Genomic DNA, 24,899 nt, shown 5'->3' with positions numbered 1-24,899 from the left:
GGGAAGGTGGAAAAGCTCCATGAAATTTTACGCAGATTTGCCCATGTGGCTGCATCACCGCGAAAAGAATCAGCTCCAGATCATCCATGAAGCCGCGCATTTGTTGGAAGCAAACGGCTTTACCGGGTCGTTGCTGTTTTATCAGCACACGACTCTCGATCCGTGGATTGTAGCGGCTGGCACCTTGCAGGCTACGAACGATCATTTGCCGATCATCGCCTTGCAGCCGAATACGGTCCCGCCGTTCACAGCAGCGAAAATGATCCATTCGCTGGTTCATTTGTACGGACGTAAAGTTGCGCTAAATATGATTCCTGGGCAGTCGATATCCGAGCTTCGGCAAGTCAATGATACCGTTCCGGGCGAAGAGCGCTTTGACCGACTGGTCGAATACATCGACATTTTACGAGCCTTGCTTCGCTCGAACGATCCGTTGACCTACAAAGGCAAATACTTCACTTACAACGACCTGCAAATTTTTGCCCAGGTCGATCAAGCGTTGCAGCCGCTCATTTTTATGCCGGGCGCCTCCACGCTGTTTCAAAAGGCTGCCCACCAGTCGGTCGACGTCGCCATCCAGTTGGCAAGCCCGGTCTCGCAGCTTGTCAAAAGCTTTGACATTCTCTACGACTCCCATGTGGAATTGTGCTGCCGACTCGGCATGATCGCGCGCCCGACTTCCGAGGAAGCGCTGGAGATTGCCAAAGAGGAAGTGCCGATGCGCTTCATGCAAATTGTGAAAAAGCAGGGGAGATTGGCCGGATATTATACGGAAGAAGAAGAGCGGCTTTATTTTCCGGTCGAGCAAGGCAAGGCGTTCCGGGGGCCGCTGCTGGTTGGCTCTTACGACGAGGTGGCAAGCTATTTCCGCGGATACAAGGAGCTGGGCATCAAGCATGTCATTTTTAGCTGCATACGCTCCGCGGAAGATTTGCACCATGTAAAACAGGTGCTGGATCGAGCTGGCGTGAGCGACACGGCCCAGCCTGTTCGTTAAAAACGGCCATTTCCTCCTTGGATTGACAAGCAGGACGGGCATAGGGTAGTATATTTGTAATGGTTTCCAAATAAATGCATTTTTGTTAGTTTGAACTACAGACGATATACGGAGATTTTAGAAAGATAACTTTATCCAGAAACAAAGTTATCTTTCTAAAATATTTATGAATTAGCCGAGAATATCGTAAGTGAACACATGGAAGCGAAATACGACTATACATTCAAAATCAGAAAGTGAGGTGACATGCAGTGTTAGTAAATAAAGCGTACAAATTCCGCATCTATCCAACCAAGGAACAAGAAGTGCTAATCGCTAAAACAATTGGTTGCAGTCGATTTGTATTTAACCACTTCTTGGCTAAGTGGAATGAAACGTACAAAGAAACGGGCAAAGGATTATCATACGGAGTATGTTCTTCTGAACTGCCGAATCTAAAAAAAAGATTGACGTGGCTCAAAGAAGTAGACAGCATCGCTATTCAGTCGTCAGTAAAGAATCTTGCTGATGCCTATTCTCGATTCGTCAAGAAGCAGAATGATGCTCCACGCTTCAAAAGTAAAAAGAACAATGTTCAATCCTATACAACGAAACACACAAACGGAAATATTGCGATTGAAGATTTGCAGGTATCTAACATGATTAAGAACCACAAACTTGCCAAAGCGATTAGTGAAGTGCCTTGGTATCAATTCAGAACGATGCTTGAGCATAAAGCAAAGTGGTATGGTCGTACTGTTGTTGCCGTAGGCAAAACATTCGCTTCCTCTCAGCTCTGTGCGTGTTGTGGATACCAAAACAAAGAAGTTAAAACCTGAACTTGCGTAAATGGACTTGCCCTTCTTGCCATAGCGAATGGGATAGGGACATAAATGCAAGTTTGAATATTCTTAACGAAGGCAAAAGACTACTATCTGTATAATCGCAGGATCCGTAGGAACTACGGGGATAGCTTGGTGGTACATCATGCACCAATTCTGTTCAGTAGAACGGACTAACCAAGAATCTCGTGGCTTTTGGTCATGAGAGGTTCAATTGTGATAAAACGGGAAACTTGCCCTGCAGAGGAAAGCGAACGAGAGGGAAAATTTTTTGCTATTTTCTCGTCAAAACAACCTGACAGGTTTTATTGAAGCTTAGGCACATTAAAATCGCTCAGGGGTCATACGACATGGAGTAGACACGGTGTAGTGTATCCGGCTTCGATACACGAAATGGCGGAGCTATGCCCGAAAACAGGCTTAAAAAATTCGCTTGGTGTGAACAAAGGGGAAGACATAGTGGAAAACAATCGCAGCTCTACGGATTGCATGAAGTTATTTTGCTTGCCGTACGCAGGCGGATCGGCGACGGCTTTTAGCAAGTGGAAACGGGGGCTGGACCCGCGAATCGAGTTGGTGCCGGTAGAGTTGGCGGGGAGAGGGAGACGTTTTCGAGAGCCGTTCTATCCTTCCTTGCCGGACGGTGTCAAAGACATTTTCCCTTTCATTGTGGAGCAGGTCGGCGACGGCGAATATTCGTTGTTCGGACACAGCATGGGAACGCTGTACATTTGCGAGCTGATGAACCAAATCCGCAAGCATGGCTGGAAGCAGCCGCGGCATCTGTTTTTGTCCGGCATGTATCCCCCGCATATTCGCGACAAGAAAAAGATTCATCACTTGCCGGATGACGAGTTCATCGCGGAAATCATCCAGCTTGGCGGCACGCCCAAAGAAGTGGCGGAAAACCGGGAGCTTATGCAAATTTTCACGCCGATTTTGCGGGGCGACTACAAAAACGTCGAACAGTATTTGCTGCAAGCGGCCCCGGAGACGTGGGACATCCATGTTACGGTTTTGACGGGTGATGACGATGACCTCGTCACAGCGGATGATATTAGCCAATGGCAAAAGTACACGAGCCAATCCTGTACGATCGTGACTCTGCACGGTGGACACTTCTTTATCCATGACGAAGAAGAAAAGGTGATTGAGATTATCAATCGCACCCTAACTGCATAAGACGCGCGCATGCGAGCAGCTAACCCTTGCCAGTGACTGGTGAAGGGTTCGTTTTGTTTTGGCTGTAAACAAATTTGAAAAGGGAAATGGGAGCTTACCATGGGGCATAAATACGACGATCAGGCATATACAGGGCTGGAAATCGCTGTGATTGGCATGGATTGCAAATTTCCGAAAGCAAACAATGCCAGCCAATTTTGGGACAATCTCAAACATGGAGTCGAAGGGATCGCGTTTTTTTCCGCTGAGGAAATGCGGCAATCGGGAATAGATCCAGCGCTCTGCAACGACCCGCATTATGTAAAGGCAAAAGGGTACTTGGAAGCAATCGACTGCTTTGACTCGGCCTTCTTTGACTATACCCCCCGGGAAGCGACCGTGCTGGACCCGCAGATCAGGCTGTTTCACGAAGTCGTCATGAACGCTTTGGAGCATGCAGGCTACAATCCTGAGACGTACAAAGGGCAGATCGGCCTGTACGCCGGGAGCACGGAAAATGTCAACTGGCTGCTGAGACAAATGCTCGCCGACGAGAACCCCACTTTTAATCTCAGCTTTCGCGAGTACTTGTGCACGTCTGTCTCCTACAAGCTGAAGCTGAAGGGGCCAAGCGTCTCCGTGCTGAGCGCATGCTCAACGTCGCTGGTTGCCGTGCATCTGGCCAGCCAGGCATTGTTGAACGGCGAGTGCAGTATCGCGGTTGCGGGCGGTGTGCACATTTCCCTCCCGGCGAAAAAAGGCTACTACTATTCCGACGACCTCATTTACTCGCCGGATGGTCATTGCCGCGCGTTTGACGCCGCTTCCGCCGGAACGCTCATCAGCGACGGCGCGGGAGTCGTCGTCTTGAAACCGTTGCAGGATGCGCTCCGGGACCGCGATCATATTTACGCGATCATCAAAGGATCGGCGATCAACAATGACGGCCATCGCAAGGCCGGATTTTCCGCCCCGAGCATTCAAGGGCAAAAAGAAGTCATCGAGGCAGCGCTGCAAATGGCCGAAGTGGACGCAGAGTCGATCACCATGGTGGAAGCGCACGGGACAGGGACGAAGATTGGCGATTCCATCGAAGTCGAAGCGCTCAAGCGGGCTTTTCAAACGAACAAAAAGGCATACTGCGCCATCGGCTCGGTCAAGTCGAGCATTGGGCACTTGAATGAAGCGGCCGGGATTGCCGGCTTAATCAAAACGGTGCTTTCGCTGGCAAACAAACAAATTCCTCCGTCGCTTCACGTGCTGAAGCCGAATCCGAAAATCGAGTTTGAAACTACTCCTTTTTACATCAACCATTCCTTGCGCGACTGGCACCGAACAGCCACTCCGCGCCGAGCAGCCGTCAGCTCGTTTGGCATCGGCGGGACGAATGCGCACGTCATTTTGGAAGAAGCGCCGATACGCGAAAAGCGAGCTGCCACCGAGCAAGCTCGCTTGTTTGTCTTTTCCGCCAAAACTACGACGGCCTTGCAGGAGCAAATCAACCGCTTCAAAAATCACCTGAAACAGCAGCCCGCAGTCGACCTGCACGATGCGGCCTATACGCTGCAAGCAGGGAGAATGGCTTTGTCCAACCGTTCCTATGTGGTTGCCCGGAACTATCAGGAGCTGCTGCCTCAATTGGATGCGAAAAAAGTACCGCTGCGGACGGTGGAAAAAGGCGAGTCGGCTGTCCTGTATTTCGTGCCGGAGATTACCGGGGATGCCGAAATCGTTCAGCTCGCGCTCGCGTTGTATGAACAGCATCAGCCGTTTCGCGAGGAAGTGGCGCAATGTCTGGGCAAAATCGGGTCGCACGGCAAGCTCGACTTGCACCGGTTGTTCGCTCCGGGTGAAAAGGCGGCAGTAGAGCTACGAGCGATCCATTTCCTGTTTGCTTATGCCTTTGCAAAAGTCACGTTCGCCTGCCAGGAGCAGCCTTTCGGGATCGTTGGCTTCCGGAGCGGAAATTTCGTAGCGGCTGCGCTGGCCGAAGCAGTAGCGTTTGCGCATTGTTTTGCCGCTTTTCTGGACCATGAACTGACGGCGATTATAGAAAATCCGGTTTTCCAGCCGCGCATCCCGCTGTTTTCGGCGGAAAATGGCGACAAGCTGTTCCGCGAGCATTTGCAAGATCGCAGCTTTTGGCATGCCCTGCTGAACGCGCCGCGCTCGTTTGCGGCCGGACTTGCCGATCTTTGTCAAACGCCGAAGACAGTCGTCGCTTTCCTAGGAAATAAGCGAGCAGCGGAGGGAGACTACGCAGAGTGGCCTGTCCGCGAGTGGGTTTTGTTGGCTTACGGCGAAGCTGCGGTTTGGCACTGGATCGGCGAGCTGTGGAGCCGGGGAGTGACCATCCATTGGGAAGCCTTGCACAAGCGCGAGGCGAAGGGGCGAATCCCGTTGCCGACGTATCCGTTTGAGCGGCAGCGCTACTTTTTGGACGATGACCCGGCAAAGCTCGGGAAAGCGTTTTTGCAACAAGTAAAGGAACAGACGCTGGCGCAAAAGGATGCCGCGGATTGGTCCTACAGACCGACGTGGAAGCGCGCAGCTTTTTCAGACTGGTCGGCAGAGTCTGCGCCCAAACAGCGGCGGTCTGCGATCATTTTCCATGATGTCGAGCTGGCCGAGGCGGTCGTGGAAGCGTGCAAGCGCCAGTTTGCGCAGCCCTTTTTTGTAGCGCGGGGCGGCGCTCCTGTCGCTTGCGCGGAAAACGGATGCGGGTTGGCGGACGACAGTCAGGCAAGCTACACGGACGTTTTGCAGACGTATTGGCAAAAAACGAAAACGGAACCGGACGCGATCCTGTACATGGCGCTATCCGAGGACGAGTTCGTCGAAGCAGATCAGGAGCAGGCAGCGCGCATGCTGGATGTGACTTACGACAGCCTCCTGCACCTCGTGCAAGCGCTGGACGAAGTGAACGGGGCGGCGGCGATTCAGCTCGCTGTCGTGGCGAATCGCCTGTTTGATGTGCTCGGCAGCGAACCGCTCAACCCGTGGAAAGCGACGCTGCTCGGGCTTGTGCGCGGCATTCCGCTGGAGTTTCCCGACAGGAGCTGCCAGTTGATTGATATATCCAGCCAGGAACAGCTCGTCGCCTCCGGTCTGGCCGACAAGCTGTTGCAAGAGATCGCAGGAGGGCAAGACGAGCTGTTCGCGCTGCGCGGAAAAGCGAAGTGGCTTCCGCTCTATGAGCCGGTATCGCTCCCAGCCCGTTCCGGTGCGGCGCTCAAAGACGGGGGCGTTTATTTGATTACCGGGGGAACGGGCGGCATCGGACTGGAGTTGGCTGACTACATCGCCAGTCACTGCCAGGCGAGCCTGATTCTGTTGGGGCGCTCGTTTTTCCCTGCCAAAGAGGAGTGGGACAACTGGCTGCGGGAGCACGGCAAGCAAGATGCGATCGCGGCCAAAATCCGGCAAATGCGGCAGCTTGAACAAAAAGGCGCGCAGGTGTACGTCTGTCAGGCGGATGTTTCCGACTTCCCTGCTCTGGCCGCGACGTTGCAGCGTGTCCAACAGGAAGCAGGGGCGATTCACGGTGTGATTCACGCCGCCGGGCTTCCGGGCAGCGGCTTGATCCAGCAGGCCAAAAAGGAGACGTCGCACCAGGTCATTCTCGCCAAAGCAGCAGGCTGCCTGAACTTGAATCGGATTTTGCGCGCAAACGACCTGGACTTTTTTGTGCTCTGCTCGTCCATCAGCACGCTCTCCCCGATGATCGGGCAGTCTGATTACAACGCAGCCAATGCTTTTTTGGATGCATATGCCGAGTATCGCAACCGGGATGGCAACGAGGCCATCATCAATCTGAAGTGGGATATCTGGAAAAACGTAGGGATGGCCGTCAAGTCGGGAATCGCGCCATCGCCGAAGCAGGCGCTGGCGCATCCGCTCTTTGACTACAGCTTTCAGGCAGGCGGCAAAGAGCTGTTCGTTGCCAGACTGAGCCAGCAGCGTCACTGGGTTTTGCAAGATCACCGCACAGAGGAGCATGGCGTATTGTCGGGAACGGCATTGATCGAAATGGTTCGGGAAGCGGCCGACCACAGCTTGCTGAAAAAGCCTTGCGCCCTGCAAGACGTGCAGTTCCACACGCCGATAACGGTGCGCGCGGACGAGGAAAAAGAAGTGGTGCTACTCTTCTCTCCGAACAGCAACGAAAGCTGTTTGTTTGCGGTGTACAGCCGGATTCATCCGGCAGAAGATACGTGGCTGCCGCATGTTACCGGGACAGTCGGGACGATTGGAACGATTGAGCGGCCGCCTGGCAGCGTCCATCTGGAAGCGCTAAAAGCGCGGTGCGCAGACAGAAATGTGCTGTTTAGCGATTCGGATCACAAAAAGCACGCAGGCTATTTGATCTTCGGAAAAAGATGGCGCAACATCCGCCAGGTGATGGCAGGAAAAGACGAAGGATTAGCCGTGATTGAGCTACCGGAGCAATATGAAAGTGATCTGGACGACTATCACTTGCACCCAGGGATGCTCGATTCGGCTACGAGCTTTTTGCTCGGCTTTCTCGGCAAAAAAGAGATGTTCATTCCGCTGTCCTACGAATCGCTCGCCGTCTACGGCAAAATGCCGCGGCGCATTTACAGCTATTGCAAATATTTGGACAGCGAATTTCCGCAAGACGGCTTGGCGAGCTTCGATATCCAGATTATGGACGAAGCGGGAACAGTGCTCGTTGACATTCGCAACTACACGATGATCGCCATATCCGCTTCGGTTGCCGAGCGGATTAGTGACGGAAACAAGCCGAGCATTACGCTCGCTCTCGACGAATGGATGAACGCTGGTGCGGCTGGCGACGATTTTGGCCAGATCGGCATCTTGCCGGAAGAGGGACGCGACATATTCGGCAAAGCATTGGCGGCTGGCGCTGCTACCTACCTCATTTCTACGACGGATATCGAAAGCCGCGTGCAAAAAAGGCGCGACCGCAAGCAGGACATCTGGGGAAGTAGCAGCGCTCAGCAATCCGTGAGCACAAAGATTCAAGGAAAACGGCCGCCATTGTCCGCAGCGTACGTCCCGCCCGCAACCGACTTGCAAAAAGCGCTGTGCGCCATTTACGAAAATCATTTGGGCATCGCTCCGATTGGCATAGCGGACGACTTTTTCGAATTGGGCGGCGATTCGCTCAAGGCGATTCACGTCAGCACGAGCATCCGCAAGCAGTGCCAGGCGAATATAACGCTGACAGACTTTTTCCAGGAGAAAACGATTGAGAAGCTTGCCGCCTTCATCGCAAACAGCCGCCAGGCCGGGCAGCATTCGATCGCGCCAGTGGCGGCCAAGCCTCATTACAGGACTTCGCTTGCGCAGCAACGGGTCTTTTTCTTGCAAGGTCTTGTGCCGGATACGGTAGGGTACAACGAGTCGACCGCAGTTTTGCTGGAAGGGCCGATAGAAGCCGAGCGAGTGGAAGACATGTTTGCCAAAATCATCGAGCGGCACGAAAGCTTGCGCACCTCGTTTCAGGTGGTGGACGGCGAGATCGTCCAGGTTGTGCACCCGCACGTTGACTTCCGGGTCATTTGCCTCATGTCCGATAAGCAGTCCGTCGAGCGCGACCTTGCGCAGTTTGTCCAGCCGTTCGATCTGGCGCAGGCGCCGCTGTTCCGCGTGGGGCTAATCCGGCTCGGGGAGCACAAAAGCGTGTTGGCGCTCGACATCCATCACATCATTTCCGATGGAACGTCGATTAATTTGTTGATAAAAGACTTTGGCGAACTGTACAGCGGCAAGTCGCTTCCGCCATTGGCTATCCAGTACAAAGATTACGCCGAGTGGCAGCACGCGTTTGCGCAGTCGGACGCTTACCGGGAACAGGAAGCGTACTGGCTGAAGCAACTGGAAGGCGTGTTGCCTGTGCTGCAACTGCCGACGGATTTTCCCCGTCCGGCTTCGCTCAGCTTCCACGGCGACCGGATCATCGTCGAGCTTGACCAGCAACTGAGCGATGGCATCAAGCGGTTTTCCCAGGAAGAGCACGTCACCTGGTTTATGACGATGCTCGCTGCGTACTACGCATGGCTGGCAAGACTCAGCGGCCAAGCGGACATCCTGGTAGGCATTCCGCAGGCAGGCCGAAACCACGAGGACGTAAAAGAGATCGTCGGCATGTTCGTCAATCCGCTAGTCCTGCGCAATCGGCCAAAGAGGGAGAAAAGCTTCCGCGTCTTGCTCCGCGAAGTCAAGGCGAGCTTGCTTGCCGCTTTGGAAAATCAGGATTTGCAAATGGAACTGATTGTGGATCAGCTCGATGTGAAGCGCGACCCGAGCCGTACCTTTTTGTACGATACGATCTTCAATTACCAGAGCATGAAAAACCAGACACAGAGCGATGCCGCGCACGACGGGGAGATGAAGCTGTCAGCGTATCCGATCGAGGTAAAAACGACGAAAGCCGATCTGAATATCCATTTATACGAGACCGCGACAGGAATTTGTCTGGAATGCTTTTACCGCACAGACTTGTTCCGGCAGGAGACGGTCGAGTACTTGTTTGCCGAGTACCGCAAACTGCTTGCGAGCATCACGCAAAATCCGGACTTGTCGATCGGCGAGCTGCCTGTCTTGCGGCAACGCGAAGTGCTGGGAAGAGAAAATGCGGTCGCGCCGGCTTGCGCGTACGAGCCGTTTTCCTTCCGCGAGCCTGCTGCAAACCTCGTAGCGCGGTTTGAAGCGCAGGTTGCCCAGTATCCCGACCAGATCGCCGCCAAGCACGGCGCCGATGCCCTGGCGTACAGTCAGCTCAATGCCCGGGCGAATCAGGTTGCCCGGAAAATCGCAGAGCGCAACTCGCAACGAAAGGGGCAGGCACCTGTTGCGCTGCTCTTTGGAAACACGCTGGAAATGACCGTCGCCTTGATCGGCGCGCTGAAGGCAGGGGTCCCGTTCGTGCCGCTGGATCGAAGCGCTCCGGCAGAACGGCTGGCTTACATGCTCGGCGATACGCAGTCCGGCATCCTCCTGACCGATTCGCCAAACCTCGCCCTGGCACAAGAGGTCGCGGACAAGGCCATGCTCGACATCGCCACGATCAACCTGTCGGAAGAAACGAGCGATGCTGCAGAAGACAATCTGGGGCTGCGCGTCGAGGGAGAGGCGATCGCCTTTATTCTCTATACGTCCGGCTCGACCGGAAAACCAAAAGGCGTGCTGCAAAGCTATCAAAACGTCTACTACTATCTCGCGCAGCTCACCAAGGAATTGCGGCTCCATTCGCACGATCGTATCGCCTTGCTGACATCGTACAGCCACGCAATCGGCATTCTCGATATTTTGGGAAGCCTGCTGAACGGAGCAACCTTGCACCTGTACGATTTCAAGCTGGACGGAAGCATGCCGCGATTCGCGCAATGGCTAAATCAGGAGCAGATTACGCTGTTCCATTCTGTCCCTTCCGTGTTCCGCTTTTTCATGAAAAATCTGGACGACGCAGTCCAGCTTCCTCATATTCGCATGGTTTTATTGGGGGGAGAGGTCGTGTCCGGGACGGATTTCGAGCTGTACAAACAAAAATGCGCGGATGACTGCCTGTTTGTCAATTTCCTCGGCTGCTCGGAGTTGATGGTCATTTCCTTTTTCATCATGAACAAAAACACGGCCGTCCCGCATGCCAAAGCGCCAGCCGGATATGTCGTGGACGGCATAGAACTGCGGATTGTCGGCGAAAGCGGCCGGGAAGTGAGCGTCTTCGAATCCGGCCAGCTCTATTACCGGAGCGACTATTTGTCTCCGGGTTACTGGAACCGGCCAGAAGAGACGGCGAAAGCGTTTGTCCTCGATCCGCAGCAAGGGGCGGGTAGGCTGTACAGAAGCGGAGACTACGGCCGGCTGTTGCCGAATGGCTGCCTCGAATACAACGGCCGAAACGATTCCCAACTGAAAATCAGAGGCTACCGCGTCGACCTGAACGAAATCGAGACGGTGATTGACGGGCTCGACTGCATGTTGAAAAGCGTGGTCAAAGCGGTCTGCGACGAGAACGGCGAGCCAGTGATCGTCGCCTACTATGTGCTGAAGCAAAGCGAATCTGAGAAAGCGATTATCGACTATGTGAAGCAGCTTTTGCCGAGCTACCTCGTTCCGTCCTTTTGGCTGGAAATGAAATCGTTTCCGATGGTCGGCCCGAACAAAATCGACCGCAATGCTTTGCCAGCCGTTGAAGCCGGCAAGTCAAAGCGCGCGCGCATCACTCTGCCGCAAAATCGCATGGAGGAGCTGCTCGCAAGCATCTGGCAAGAAATATTGGGCAAAGAGCCTGTCGGCGTAGACGACGGGTTTTTTGAGCTGGGCGGTCACTCGCTCATGCTGATGCAGGTGCAAAACCGTTTGGAGAAGGAGTTGCAGACAACGCTCGAGATGGCCGACTTGTTCAAATACCCGACGATACGCTCGTTGGCCTTGTTTTTACAGGACAAACAGGCGAGCAAAACCGATTACTTGCAGCAAAGCACAGAGCGGGGCGAGCTGAGAAAAAGCCTGCGCCAGCAACGCGGCAAACGGTAAACAAGCCATCGGGGAGACGGTTGTCCAAAGTGCCCGCGCGCGTGCGGATGACGTCTCCTGCCTTGGACAATGACGTGGTAAAAGGAGAAGCGTATGCAAAAAAGTGTCGTGTTTGACTTCGATGGAGTGATTATTGATTCGCTAGAGGTGCAGCGCAAAGCGTTCTATGACAGCTTTCAGCTCGTTTCCGACGGTCCGCTTCCTTCCTTTGCGGAGTTTCTTGGACACAGCGGAGATTCGATTCCGAATATTTTCGCCAAAATGGACTTGCCAGAGAGCATGGTGGAGCATTATCGGCGAATCGCCAGCTCCAACATCCACCTGATCGAGATTGTGGCGGGGATGGAGGACGTATTGCGGTTCATTCAAGAGGAAGGCTGGAAGTGCGGGTTGTGTACGGGAAAGGACCGCAAGCGCACGATCCATATTTTGAACGAATTTCGGCTGATCGACTATTTTGACGCAGTCGTCTGTTCCGATGACGTCACCCATCCCAAGCCGCACCCGGAAAGTCTGCTTGTGGCCATCGAGCAACTGCACTCCGGCATCCATCACGCTGTCTTCGTCGGCGACGGGAAAAATGATCTCATCTGTGCCAGAGAGGCGCAAGTCAAAAGCATCGCCGTCGCCTGGGGCCATAATTCGGTAGAGGTGCTCCAGCAAGAAGCGCCTACCTTTTTTGCGTATAGCGTCGACGAACTGAGGCAGGCCCTGCAAACGCTTTTTCAACACCCGCGCGTGTCATTATAAAAAACGGGAGTGAGTGGAGTGGTGGATGAAGAGTTGATCCATTCAAAAATCGCCATCGTCGGCATGTCCTGCCGCGTTCCCGATTGCGATACCCCTTCGGCTTTTTGGCAAAACATCGTCCGCGGCGTGGAATCGATCAGGACGTTTCGCGACGAGGAATTGCAGCAGGCGGGCGTTCCGGCTGAGCTGCTGAACGACCCGCACTACGTAAAAAGAGGGGCCGTCCTCAAGGATACGGCGTATTTCGACGCGGGCTTTTTTCGTTACACGGCCAAAGATGCGGAAATTACCGATCCGCAGCACCGCGTCTTTCTCGAATGCGCCTGGGAAGCGCTTGAGGATGCGGGCTGCGTCCAGGATCTCGAGCGACGTGTGGTGGGCGTGTACGCCAGCTCGTGCCTCAGCAGCTACGTTTTGCGCCTCTACGAAGATCAGGCGCTCGTGCAGAGGCTCGGGCACGTGCAAATCGGCATCGGCAACGAAAAAGACTTTTTGGCCTCGAAAGTGTCGTTCAAGCTCGGCTTGCGCGGCCCTTCCGTCAACGTGCAGACGGCGTGCTCTTCCTCGTTGGTCGCGGTCCATTTGGCCAGCCAAAGCTTGCTGAATGGCGAGTGCGACATCGCGCTGGCGGGGGGCGTCACGATCCGCAGCGAGCAGACCGCAGGGTATGTCTACCAAAAAGAAGGTATGGTTTCCCCGGACGGGCATTGCCGTGTCTTCGCGGCCGACTCGGCGGGGACGGTTTTCGGAAATGGCATCGGCATCGTCGTCTTGAAACGCCTGGCGGATGCCATTTCTGATCGCGACAACATTCAGGCGGTCATCTGCGGCACGGCCGTCAACAACGACGGCGAGGAAAAAATCGGCTATACCGCGCCGAGTCCCATCGGCCAGGCGCAGGTCATTCACGAGGCGCTCACCGTCGCCAACGTTTCGCCGCGAGAAATCAGCTACATCGAAACGCATGGAACCGGAACCGAGCTGGGGGACGCCATTGAAATCAAGGCGCTCAAAGAAGTTTTCCAGACTGAGGCGGCTGCTCCCCAGTTTTGCGCCATCGGGTCAGTCAAGCCGAACATCGGCCACCTCGATACGGCGGCAGGCATCATCGGCCTCATCAAGACGGCGCTGGCGCTGAAGCACCAGGTAATCCCGCCGTGCATTCGCCATGAACAGCCGAATCCTAAACTGGCCTTTGAGCAAAGTCCATTTTACGTGAACACCAGGCCGCGTGCCTGGAAAGACGTCAGCGATTCGCCCAAGGCAGGCGTCAGCTCTTTTGGTATTGGCGGGACGAACGCCCACGTTGTTCTGGAAGAAGCCCCAACTTATGCTTCCGATGCTTCCGCGAGACAGCACCATCTGTTTTTGGTTTCAGCCAAAACGGAGAAGGCACTCGCGAATACGTGCCGGAAAATGGCGCAATTTTTCCGCATCCAGCCTGCACTCTCCCTTGCGGATGTGTCGTTTACGTTGCAGACGGGGCGCGCTCATTTTCCCTATCGGAAAATGGCGGTTTGCTCTTCCTTGGGAGAGGCGGCCCGTTTGCTTGAAGCAGCAGAAACCGCCACGGCAAGCAGCAGCGGGCAGGAGGAGCTTCGCGCCGCTTTTTGGTTTTCCCCGCAAACGCAAGCGCTTGGCAGGATGGGGCGCGAGCTGTACCAGACGGAACCGCGCTTTGCCCGCATCGTGGACGGCTATATCCACAGCTTGTCAAAAGAAATGCCGGATATGCCCAGCTTGGAGCGCCTTTTGCCGGGAGCCGAGCGCGCGCAAGGTGACGACGCGCTTGACCCATTGCCTGTGGAGTTGAGCCAGTTTTTTTGCCAAAGCGCTTTGGCCGACTTGCTGGTTTCTCTCGGAATCAAGCCGCAGGTGGCGATGGCAGACGGGGCGGGTTTGTTTTCGGCTGTCTATCAGACGAAGCTGGCAACGATGCGCGACCTTGCGAAAATCATCGTCCTGAAACAACAGTGGCTGCGCGCAGCAGAGGAACAACAAGGCCGGATCGAGGCAGAACTGGCTTCGCTGTTGCGGACGATGCCGGTGGGCAGCGCAGAGTATGACATCTTGTCGAGCGGGATTCCCGTTACAAGCGAGCAGGTACGCCAACCATGCTTTTGGCTGCGCACGACGCAAACATCCGCTTTGCCCGCAGCGACTCCGCCCAGCGAGAGCGATGTTCACCTCGTCATTGGCATCGGGATGAAGCAGCCGAATCGGCCGGAATCGCCGCTTCCCGTCATCCATCTGCTGCCTGTGCATGACAGCGCGGAGTCGGCGGAGTGGCGCTTTGCCAGCAGCTTGGGCGAGATCTGGCTGCAAGGGGCCGCGATGGATTGGAAGCAACGCTACTTAGGCGAGAACCGGAACCGCCTGTCGCTTCCCACGTACGGGTTTGACCGCGACAAGTACTGGTTTGCGAAAAAAGAGCGCACCGACCAGCCCCAGCATAACCTTTTTTGCAAAAACGAGGTGGAGAAGTGGTTGTATCGCCCGGTGTGGAAGCAATACAGCGGGTCTGGCCGCACACGTACAGAGGGAGAGCAGCCTGAAACCTACCTGCTATTTTCCGATGCGAACGGAAGCGCAGAAGGCGTCAAGCACGCCCTGCAAGCAAAAGGCAAGCGCGTGTGTACGGTCCAAGCCGGGCAGCAATTTTCCAGGCTCGCCCCGGACAGATACGAGGTTCATCCGGAAGAGCCGGAGCAATATCTTACGCTGCTGCGGGAAGTGTTTCAGCCGGGACAAACTTGGAAACTCGTGCACATGTGGAGCTTTTCAGCCGCGTGTACAGACGCTTTTCCGACTGGGGAGTCGCCGGGCTTTTTTCATTTGCTGCACCTGGGAAAAGCTTTTGGCATGCTCGATCCCGCGCAGTCCGTCCAGCTTTTCGTCGTTGCGCCTGCCTCCCAGTCCATCACCGGGAACGAAGCGTTGGCGCCCGAGCATGCAACGGCGCTCGGGGCCGTGCAAGTAATCCCGCAAGAATTTGGCCATGTCCGCTCGGCTTTTCTGGAAATGGAGGCGGAGCGGTTCGAGAAGCTGGAGCAGCTCGGCATCAAGCTGCTGGTGGAAGAGCTATTGAAACAGGAGCCGGAAAAAATGCTCGCCATCCGCAACCGTCATAAATGGATACGCACGTTTGAGCGGCTGCGCTTGGACTCACCGGAAGCGGCACAGCCGGGAAAAGGCGGCGTGCATCTGGTTCTCGGCGGCTTGGGCGGGATTGGCTTGACGGCCGCGCGTGCGTTGACACAGCAGGGAGCGGCTGCGATCGTTTTGACAGGGCGCTCGCCTTTTCTGCCGGAAACGCAGTGGGCGGCATATGTGGCGACTACTCCGGCGAGCGACCCGCTGCACCAAAAAATTCGCGAGCTGATGCAGATGAAAGCCTCGGGTGCACAGCTTCGTCTGTACCAGGTCGACGTCAGCGACGAAGCACAAATGAAGGCTCTTCTGGAAGAGGTCGAGGCGACTGTCGGACGGATTGACGGAATCGTCTTTTCTGCCGGAAGAGTCGTGAGCGATTTTTTTCAGCATGCGATTCCTCATATTCGTCGCGACATGTGCGAAGCGGAGTTTGCGGTCAAGCAAAAAGGGCTGCTCATTCTCGAAAAACTCATCAGGGAAAAAGAGATCGGGTACTGCCTGGTCAATTCCTCGCTTTCCTCGATACTCGGCGGGATCGGACTGGTGGCCTATACGGCTGCGAACCAGTTCATGGACAGCTTCGTGCAAAAGATGAACCAGGTGCAGCAGCGAACCAGATGGATGTCTGTCGGCTGGGATGCCTGGAACTTTTCGCTTGCCGATCCAGCCAGCCGCACAGCAGGAAGCGAGCGGCTGGAGCAATTGATTTCGCCCGCAGAAGGCCGCCAACTGTTTGCGCAATTGTTTTCCCTTCTGCACGAGGAAGAGCATGTCATTGTGTCCACGACAGACCTGGAGCCGCGGCTGGAGCAGTGGCTAAACCGCCCTCGCTACAAGGCGGAGGAAGGCCAAAAACAGAACGGCAGAGAGATTCCGCTGGAGCAGTTGCTGCAAGAGACGATTCAGGAGGCGATCGGGCAGACGAGCATGGGCCTCGACGACAATTTCTTCGATGCCGGGATCACCTCGCTCGATATGGTGGGGATCAACGACATTCTCCAGAAGACGATCCAAAAGCCTGTTTTGATCTCTTCCTGGTTCGAATATCCGACCATCCGCAAGCTGGCCGGGTATTTGCAAGCGGAAGACAGCGAGAAAGCGACAACCGATCGCGGCTTTGATCGCTCCGAAATTGTCCACAAAGGGATGGATAAATTAAAGCTGCTGCGACAAAAAGGAAAGGAGGTACGAAATGGCTGACACGCGCAACTTCAACGGCCTGGAAATCGCCGTGATCGGCTTAGCCTGCCGCTTTCCGGGAGCGAACAATCGCCAGCAATTTTGGAACAACCTCAAAGACGGGCTGGAGTCGATCACGTTTTTCAGCGACGACGAGCTGAGAGCGGAAGGCGTACCGCAAGAGCTGATCGAGCATGAAAACTACGTCAAGGCTGGGGCGACGCTCGATCAGTTTGAATATTTCGACGAGCGCTTTTTCGGGTACAGCCCGAAAGACGCACTGGTCATGGACCCGCAAGTTCGGCTGTTTCACGAGGTCGCCTGGGAGGCGATGGAAGACGCGGGCTACGTCCCGGACAGCTACGCCGGATTAGTCGGCGTATTCGCCGGAGCGTCGAGCAATTACAACTGGAATGCGAGAGTGTACGCCTACGAAGGGGAGCACCGGGATCTCTTTTCCGAAATCCAGTTGAGCAACAAAGACTTCCTCGCCTCGCGCATTTCCTACAAGTTCAACTTGAAAGGGCCGAGCTTGACGCTCACCACCGCGTGCTCGACATCGTTAACCGCCATTCACGCCGCCTGCCGCAGCCTGCTCAGCGGCGAATGCGACATGGCGATTGCCGGCGGCTGCTCGATTTTGATTCCGCACAAGAGCGGCTATTTGTATGAAGAAGGGCACTTTTTGTCCAAAAACGGCCAGATTCGCGCGTTTGACGAAGCGGCATCCGGCATCCTGTTTGGCAACGGGGTCGGCGTGGTCGTGCTGAAGCCGCTGGAAAATGCGCTCGCGGACAAAGACCATATATGGGCGATTATCAAAGGAAGCGCCGTCAACAACGACGGCAACCGGAAAGCGGGATACATGGCTCCGAGTGTCGAGGGCCAAAAAGAGGTCATCCAAAGCGCCTTGCAGCTCTCCGATGTCGAGCCGGAGAGCATCTCGTACGTGGAAACGCACGGGACGGGCACACAGTTGGGCGATTCCATCGAGTTTACGGCGCTCAAGCAAGTTTTTCGCGAGCGGCAAAGCAAATGCGTCCTGGGCTCGGTCAAAAACAACATCGGCCATCTGGATGCGGCATCAGGCGTGGCGGGCTTCATGAAGACGGTCCTCGCCCTGAAGCACCGCCAGATTCCTCCCATGATAAATTTTGCCAGGAGCAATCCGGCTTTGGACATGGAGAACAGTCCGTTTGTCATCAACACAACGCTGCAGGAGTGGAGCCGTGGCGCGCATCCGTTGCGGGCGGGAATCAGCTCGTTTGGCGTCGGTGGGCAAAATGCACATCTGATTGTCGAGGAAGCGCCAGAGTCCCGCGAATCGGCCGATGACGAGGAACAGCCACAGCTCGTTTTACTGTCCGCGCAAAACAGCGAGTCGTTGGCAAAAATGGCCGACAACCTGGCGAAGCACATCGCGGAGCATCCCGAAATCAGGCTGCGAGACGTCGCCTATACGCTTCAAAAGGGCCGAAAATCATTTGAATACCGCAGGCAAATCGTCTGCGAGAGCAGGGCCGAGCTGATTCGCGCCTTGACGGAGAATGGCTCCCGGCAATCGTCGGCTTACCGCGCAGATGGAGCGCCTGGGCAGATTGTCTTCCTGTTTTCCGGCCAAGGCTCGCAATACGTCAACATGGGGCAGGAGCTGTATGAAAAGGAGCAGATTTTCCGGGAGAGCCTCGATCATTGCTTCGCGCTTCTTAAGCGCTATTCCCCGGTCGATTACCGCTCCATTCTGTTCCCGCGCGAAGAGCAGCAAGAGCAGGCCAGACAGGCGATCGCCAGCCTCGATCACGGGCAAGTGATTTTGTTTGTGTTCGAGTACGCGTTGGCTCGGCTGTTGATGGCGTGGGGGATTCACCCGGATGCCGTGATCGGCTACAGCCTGGGCGAATATATCGCGGCGACCATCGCCGGACTGTTCACGCTGGAACAGGCGCTTCAGCTCGTGCTCAAGCGCGGGGAGCTGTTTCGCCGACTGCCCGATGGAAAAATGCTGAGTATTCCGCTCTCGGTGGCGGAAGTGATGCCTTTCTTGTCTGACTCGCTGGAAATTGCCATCGACAATCAAACGTCCTGCGTAGTCGGCGGCCCGACGCATCTGGTGCTGGAGTTGGAGGAAAAGCTGAGGCAGGACAAACGGATGTGCACGCCGCTGCCATTCCCCAAGGTCATTCATACGTCACGGGTCGAAGCGATTTTGGACGACTATCAAGCGGTCTTTCAGCCTGTGGCGTTCCAGGAATTGCACATTCCTTTTCTCTCCAGCGTGACAGGCGACTGGGCAGAGCAGGCTGACTTGGCAGGAGCTGACTATTGGCTCCGGCAGCTAAAAGATACTGTGCAGTTTACGCGGGCGTTGCAGACATTTGCCGATCGGCGCGCCGTCTTGATCGAAATCGGGCCGGGGCACGACTTGAGTGCGCTCGCCAAACGGGCGTTTGACTCTCAAGCAGGGGCGGCTTCGGCTCCTGCGCAAAAAATATTGAACCTGATCCCGTATGCCAGCAGCCATGTTTCCGCGCGCCTGCATCTGTACAAGCGGCTCGGCAAGCTGTGGCAATACGGCGTGAGCATGGACTGGGACAAAATCAATCCGCATGGACAGCGCATCCCGCTGCCGACCTATCCTTTTGCGCGCAAAAAGTTTTGGCTGGACGCGCCTGTGTTGCAGCCGCAAGCAGCGAACGAGCCGCAGCAGTTGGTCAAAAAGCCGTTTGAGGACTGGTATTACGTGCCGTCGTGGAAGCGGCATACGCCCGTCTTTTCGGCCAAAGACCGCGCCTACCAACGGAAGCGCAGGCTGATTTTTGCCGAGCAGTCCACCGTCGGCGAGCTTCTCGCGCAAAAAGTGCGGCAGCTAAGCGAGCAGTGCATCACCGTTTACAAAAGCGGACAGCGGCAAAAAATCCGCGACGGCGAATTTGCGATCAATCCGGGCCGGGACGAGGATTACGACTGGCTGTTCCAACAATGGAAAGCAAGCTCGTTTACGCCGGATGAAGTCATTCACATGTGGAGCTTGGGCGATGAACGGGAAGGAAGCGGAGCGCAGCCCGGGCTGGAGCCGGCTCTGGACAACGGCTACTACAGCTTGCTCGCCATTGCCAAGGAATGGGGCAAGCATTTTTACGGGCGTTCGCTGGAGCTGAAAGTGTTGGCAAACGGGGTGTGCGCGGTTGCCGATTTCGGCGGGCTGAACCCGTACAAGTCGCTCCTGCTGGGGCCGATTCGCGTTATTCCGCTCGAATACCCGGCCATTCGTTGCAGCTTGTTTGATAGTGATTTCCAGCCGGAAGCAAACGATCTGGAAAAGGCGCTCGATTCGTTCGTCCAGCCGTTTTTGGCGCAAGCATGGAACGGTCTGGTGAGCTATCAAAACAAACAGTTTTGGCTGCCGACGCACGAGCCCGTCTCCTTTGCTGCCGAGGACAGCATGGAGCTGAAGCCGGGCGGAACGTATCTGATAACAGGCGGTTTGGGCGGGATCGGCCTCGCTATTGCCGACTTTTTGGCGCAACAGGCGCAAGCCACCTTGATTTTGGTCGGCAGGACGCTGTTTCCTCCGAAAGAAACATGGTTAAAGCTACTGGCAGCAAACAAGACCGACGACGAGGTAAGCCGGACGATTCGGCGGCTGTGCGCGATCGAACAGGCGGGCGGAAGCGTTCAGCTCATGCAAGCGGACATCAGCGACAAGCGCCAGGTGGAAGCGCTGCTGAAAAAAGTGGACGGCCTGGGCGGGCAACTGAATGGAGTAATTCACGCTGCCGGAGTGGCCGACGGGGAAATGATTCAACGCGCCACGAGAGAAAGCGCGAAAAAGCTGCTGGCAGCAAAGGTTGACGGCACGACGCTTCTGTATGAGGCTGTGCGCGACAGGCCGCTCGACTTTTTGATCCTGTTTTCGTCGTTGAGCGCGTACATTCCGTCTATCGGGCAAACGGGCTATTGCGCCGCCAACGCGTTTCTCGACTCGTTTGCAAACTATTGCCATGGAAATAAAAGTCATTTTCCGGTGGTGTCGATCAATTGGGAGCGCTGGAAAGGGACGGGTATGGCACGGCAAATCGAGGAGAAGCATCGCCAGTTGACGGGGGAGGAGCTGGCCCATGCGATTACGGAAGCGGAAGGGATTCGCCTCTTTTCCAGAATTGGCGCGACTTCGCTTCCGCAGGTTGCCGTCTCAGCATACGACCTGAACGAGCTGGTTGCCCGGTACCAGGACGCGGAAATCCCCTTTGTCGCCGAGGGCTTTGATGATCGGCAGCGCGGCAGCGCCGAGACGTATGCGCGGCCCGATTTGACAACCGAATACGTCGCGCCCCGCGATGAGCGGGAGCAGCAGATCACAGCCGTATGGGAAGCCCAGTTTGGCGTGCAGCCGATCGGCGTCCACGACAGCCTGTTTGAGTTGGGCGGAGACTCGATTATGGCCTTGTCCATTGTGGGAAAAATTCAAAAGCTGTGCAACGAGCGCATCCCGATGGCCTATTTTCTCCATCATCCCACTGTCGCCGGGCTGTCTGCCTACTTGCAGCAGACGAGTCCCCAACAGGCGGGAGGCGTTCACGTCGCGCCGCGAAAAGACCATTATCCGCTGACATCGGTTCAGAAGCGGGTGTACTTCCTGCAAAAGATGCACCCGCATACGACGGTCTACAACAACCCCGGCGTGTACCAATTGGATGGGGACGTGGATGTTGGCACGCTTCAGGCTATTTTTCAAAAGCTGATCGAGCGCCATGAGATTTTCCGCACGTCTTTTGGCTTTGCGGGGCAAGAGGTCGTGCAGACGGTTCAGACGACCGTTCCATTCGCCATCGAGGAGCTGGCGCTGCCGGAAGAAGGAATGGCTGCGGCGATCTCCGCTTTTATCCGGCCGTTTGAGCCGGAAAAGGCACCGCTCATCCGGGTTGGCTATGAACGAAGCAAAAAGCTGCTGCTGATCGACATGCACCATCTGATCTCGGACGAGACGTCGTACCAACTGCTCATTCGCGATTTTCTGGCCGTTTACAAAGGCGAGGAATTGCCCGCTCTGCCCGTGCAGTACAAAGATTACGCCGAATGGCACGCGGCGCTGCGAGACACGCCTGCTTTTGCCAAACAGAAAGCGTACTGGCTGGGACAATTCGCAAATGGCGAGCACGAGACAAAGCTGCAACTGCCGACGGATTTCAAGCCGCCGCTCGTCCAGAGCTTTGCGGGAGATTTTCTTACCTTCCGGATGGATGCACGCACGACCGAGCGCTTCAAGCGCATGCTGAAACAAGAGGCGGCCACGCTCAACATGGGGCTGCTGGCGCTTTACGCTGTCCTTTTGTCCAAAATGTGCCAGCAGGAAACGATTATCGTCGGAACGCCTGTCTCGGGCAGGAAGCAGACGGAACTGGAAAACGTCATCGGGCCGTTCGTCGATACCGTCGCCTTGAAGCTGCACGTCGATGCTGCCGCTTCCTTTTCGCAATTGCTGCAGCTCGTCAAGCAAACGATTTCCGCTGCCCTCGACCATCAAGATTATCCGTTCGAAGAGTTAATCAGCAGCCTGGACATTCAGCGCGATTTGAGCCGGAATCCTCTGTTCGAAACGATGTTCAGCTTCCGCGACGTGTACGACAAGACGGACCAGATCGGCGGCGTGCAGGAGATTACTTCGTTTTACAAGCATAAAACAGCCATGTTCAGCATCCGCTTTACCGCCTGGGAGGAAGGGGCGCAAATCGGGTGCGAGCTGGAATACTCGACGAAGCTGTTTGCCAAAGAAACGATGGAGCGCATGGCGCGCTATTTTGCACAGCTCATGCAGGGTGTGGTAGACGAGCCGGACGCAGCGTTGTCAGCTGTAGAGATCATGTCCGAGCACGAAAAACAGCAGGTGCTGGTCGGCTTTAACCAAACGCGGCAACAGGTGGACGCAAGCGACAACGTCGTGTCGCTGTTTGGGCGCCAGGCAAAAACACATCCGGACAAAGCAGCGGTAACGCTCGGAGAGTCGTCTTTGAGCTACCGGGAATTGGACGAGGCAGCAAACCGGCTGGCCCGGTATTTGCAAAAACGCGGGGTGACGCGCGAGCAGCCCGTGGGCATCTACACGGAGCGGTCGCTTGAGATGGTGATCGCCATGCTGGCCGTCCTGAAAGCAGAGGGGGCTTATGTTCCGCTCGATGCCAGCATTCCGTTTCAGCGTGTGCAGCAGATTCGCGAAGAAGCTGGGATCGACGTGATGATTTCCACGAGCGATTTGCTTACTCACGGCAAGCTCGGCTGCCAAAGCCTTGTGCTATTGGATCAGGAGTGGAGCGAGATCGGGCAAGAGTCGTCCTTGGCGCTGTCTTCTGCAATCGAACCGGCACAGACGGCCTACATCATCTTTACGTCCGGCTCCACAGGCAAGCCAAAAGGAGTCATGGTTCCGCATCGCGCCTTGAGCAACTTTTTGCTGTCGATGGCGAGCGAGCCGGGGATGACCGCGCGAGATAAGCTGCTGTCGGTGACGACCTTTTCTTTCGATATTTTCGGGTTGGAGCTGTTTTTGCCGCTCATCGCCGGGGCGACCGCCGTACTTGCCAGCAAAACCGAGATGGCGGATGGCAAGCAGTTGAGCCGCTTGCTCGAAACACACGGGATTACCGTGATGCAGGCGACGCCAGCCACGTGGAAAATGTTGCTCCGCTCAGGCTGGGCGGGCAGTCCGCACCTGAAGGCGCTCTGCGGCGGAGAAAGCCTGCCGACAGACTTGGCCAAGGAAATGCTCGGCAAGACAGGCTCCTTCTGGAACATGTACGGGCCGACGGAAACGACGATCTGGTCAACGATCGCCGAGATTACGGATGCCGGGCAGCAGACGATTGGCAAGCCGATCGCCAATACGCAAGTCTATATTTTGGACAACGACAAAAAGCCCGTTCCCGTCGGTGTCTATGGAGAAATGTATATAGGCGGCATCGGTGTGGCAGCCGGGTATGTGAACAATCCGGCGCTGACGGCCGAGCGGTTTGTAGCCAATCCTTTCGAAGGCGACATACACCCTGTGATGTACAGGACGGGTGACATCGCGCGCTTTTTGGCGGATGGCACGATTCAATGCGCGGGCAGAATCGACGACCAGGTGAAAATTCGCGGCTTCCGCATCGAGCTGTCCGAGATCAAGGCGGTCATTTCCTCCTATCCGGGGATTTGCGACAATGTCGTCGTGCTGGATTCGCTGGCGGAACGTGCCGGTACGTCCAACAGGGCTGACGAGAAAGGATTGACGAGCTACCTGGTGCTTGTGGCAGGGGCCTCGGTTCAGATCGAGGAGTTGAAAAACTTCCTGCTGGAACGGCTACCCGCCTATATGATCCCGCAGCAATTTTTCGTGATCGAGAAAATTCCGTTGAACCATAACCGGAAAGTCGACCGCAAGCAACTCAAGTCGCTGCAACAAACCAAACTGGTCAGCGCAAGGCCGTTCAGGCAGCCGACTACCGAAGCGGAAGAACAGCTTGTCGCCATTTGGAAAAAGCTGCTGCATCTGGAGGAAATCAGCACATCGGATTCGTACTTCGATCTGGGCGGAACATCGCTTGCGGTAGTGTTGATGCAAGAGCAGATAAAGGAACGATTCCAAATCGGACTGCATGTAGCGGATATTTTTACCCATCCGACGATAGAGCGGCTGGCTGCGTTTATCGAAGCGGCGAGCTCGTCTGCGCATGGAGAGGAAAGGCGGGGGATTTCGCTTCCGGCCCACTATTTCTTGTCCGCGAGCGCCCCGCGCGAAAGTATCCCTTTGGCGTTGGAGCTGCCGCAAGCGACGGCAAAGGGGTTGTTCCAAATCGCCCGGCTTCACGAGATGCAGATTGAGGAAGTGATGCTCGCGCTGTTGTTTTACTTGCTCAAACAAGTGGCGAACGAAGAGAGCATCGCGATCCATCTGCTGGACAAACGCGAGCAGCTCCGGCAGGTTACGGTTGACTTTTCCGGCATGACTGATTTTGACTCGCTGTTCATGACGGTCAAGGAAAGCATCCGGGAGGGACGCCATCAGCCACTCCTGTCTGCTCCCCCGTACCGGGCCGGGCGGGAGCAGGACAAAACGATGTTGCTCTTGTACCCGCTCATTCCTGCCGCTTCGCGCGGCGCAACGTCGTCTTTCAACGCAGTCTGGGGCTGGGAAGTCGGCAGCGGGGAGCGGATCAACATTTATTTGGAGTATGACAGTCTGCTGTTCAAAGCGACTGAATTGAAAAAATGGCTGCAAGGCTTTGCCCATTTGGCGAAGCAGCTAGTGTCGCGCGTCGTCCATACGTAAGTACTGCCTG

At 55.7% G+C, this 24,899-nt stretch carries 6 protein-coding genes and 1 pseudogene; all 7 read left to right on the top strand.

The annotated features are described in order from the left end of the window. Positions 1-19 precede the first annotated feature (19 nt). Positions 20-997, top strand: coding sequence for an LLM class flavin-dependent oxidoreductase (locus AC27IT_RS00645; protein ID WP_487091460.1), 978 nt, complete (start codon positions 20-22; stop codon positions 995-997). A gap of 251 nt (positions 998-1,248) precedes the next feature. Further along, positions 1,249-1,919: pseudogene (locus tag AC27IT_RS00640) on the top strand (RNA-guided endonuclease TnpB family protein). A 358-nt stretch (positions 1,920-2,277) separates the two neighbouring features. Next, on the top strand, positions 2,278-3,000 hold the full coding sequence (locus AC27IT_RS00635; protein ID WP_152344092.1) for a thioesterase II family protein: 723 nt from the start codon (positions 2,278-2,280) through the stop codon (positions 2,998-3,000). 99 nt (positions 3,001-3,099) lie between these two features. Continuing rightward, positions 3,100-11,505: an SDR family NAD(P)-dependent oxidoreductase gene (locus tag AC27IT_RS00630; RefSeq protein WP_487091458.1), complete on the top strand. Its 8,406-nt coding sequence runs from the start codon at positions 3,100-3,102 to the stop codon at positions 11,503-11,505. Positions 11,506-11,598: 93 nt separating this feature from the next. After that, positions 11,599-12,255 carry an HAD family hydrolase gene (locus AC27IT_RS00625; RefSeq protein ID WP_025848600.1) on the top strand — a complete coding sequence of 219 codons (657 nt, stop codon included), beginning with the start codon at positions 11,599-11,601 and terminating at the stop codon, positions 12,253-12,255. Between the two features lie 18 nt (positions 12,256-12,273). Further along, complete coding sequence (locus tag AC27IT_RS00620; RefSeq protein WP_051353880.1) at positions 12,274-16,608, top strand: type I polyketide synthase; 4,335 nt, start codon at positions 12,274-12,276, stop codon at positions 16,606-16,608. Further along, a complete protein-coding gene (locus AC27IT_RS00615; RefSeq protein ID WP_487091455.1) occupies positions 16,601-24,889 on the top strand; it encodes an amino acid adenylation domain-containing protein in 8,289 nt (2,762 codons plus the stop codon). Before AC27IT_RS00620 ends, AC27IT_RS00615 begins: the two co-directional genes overlap by 8 nt. Positions 24,890-24,899 lie beyond the last annotated feature (10 nt).

This window comes from Brevibacillus sp. YAE8, assembly GCF_057543335.1.
This window is presented reverse-complemented; position numbering and strand designations above follow the sequence as displayed.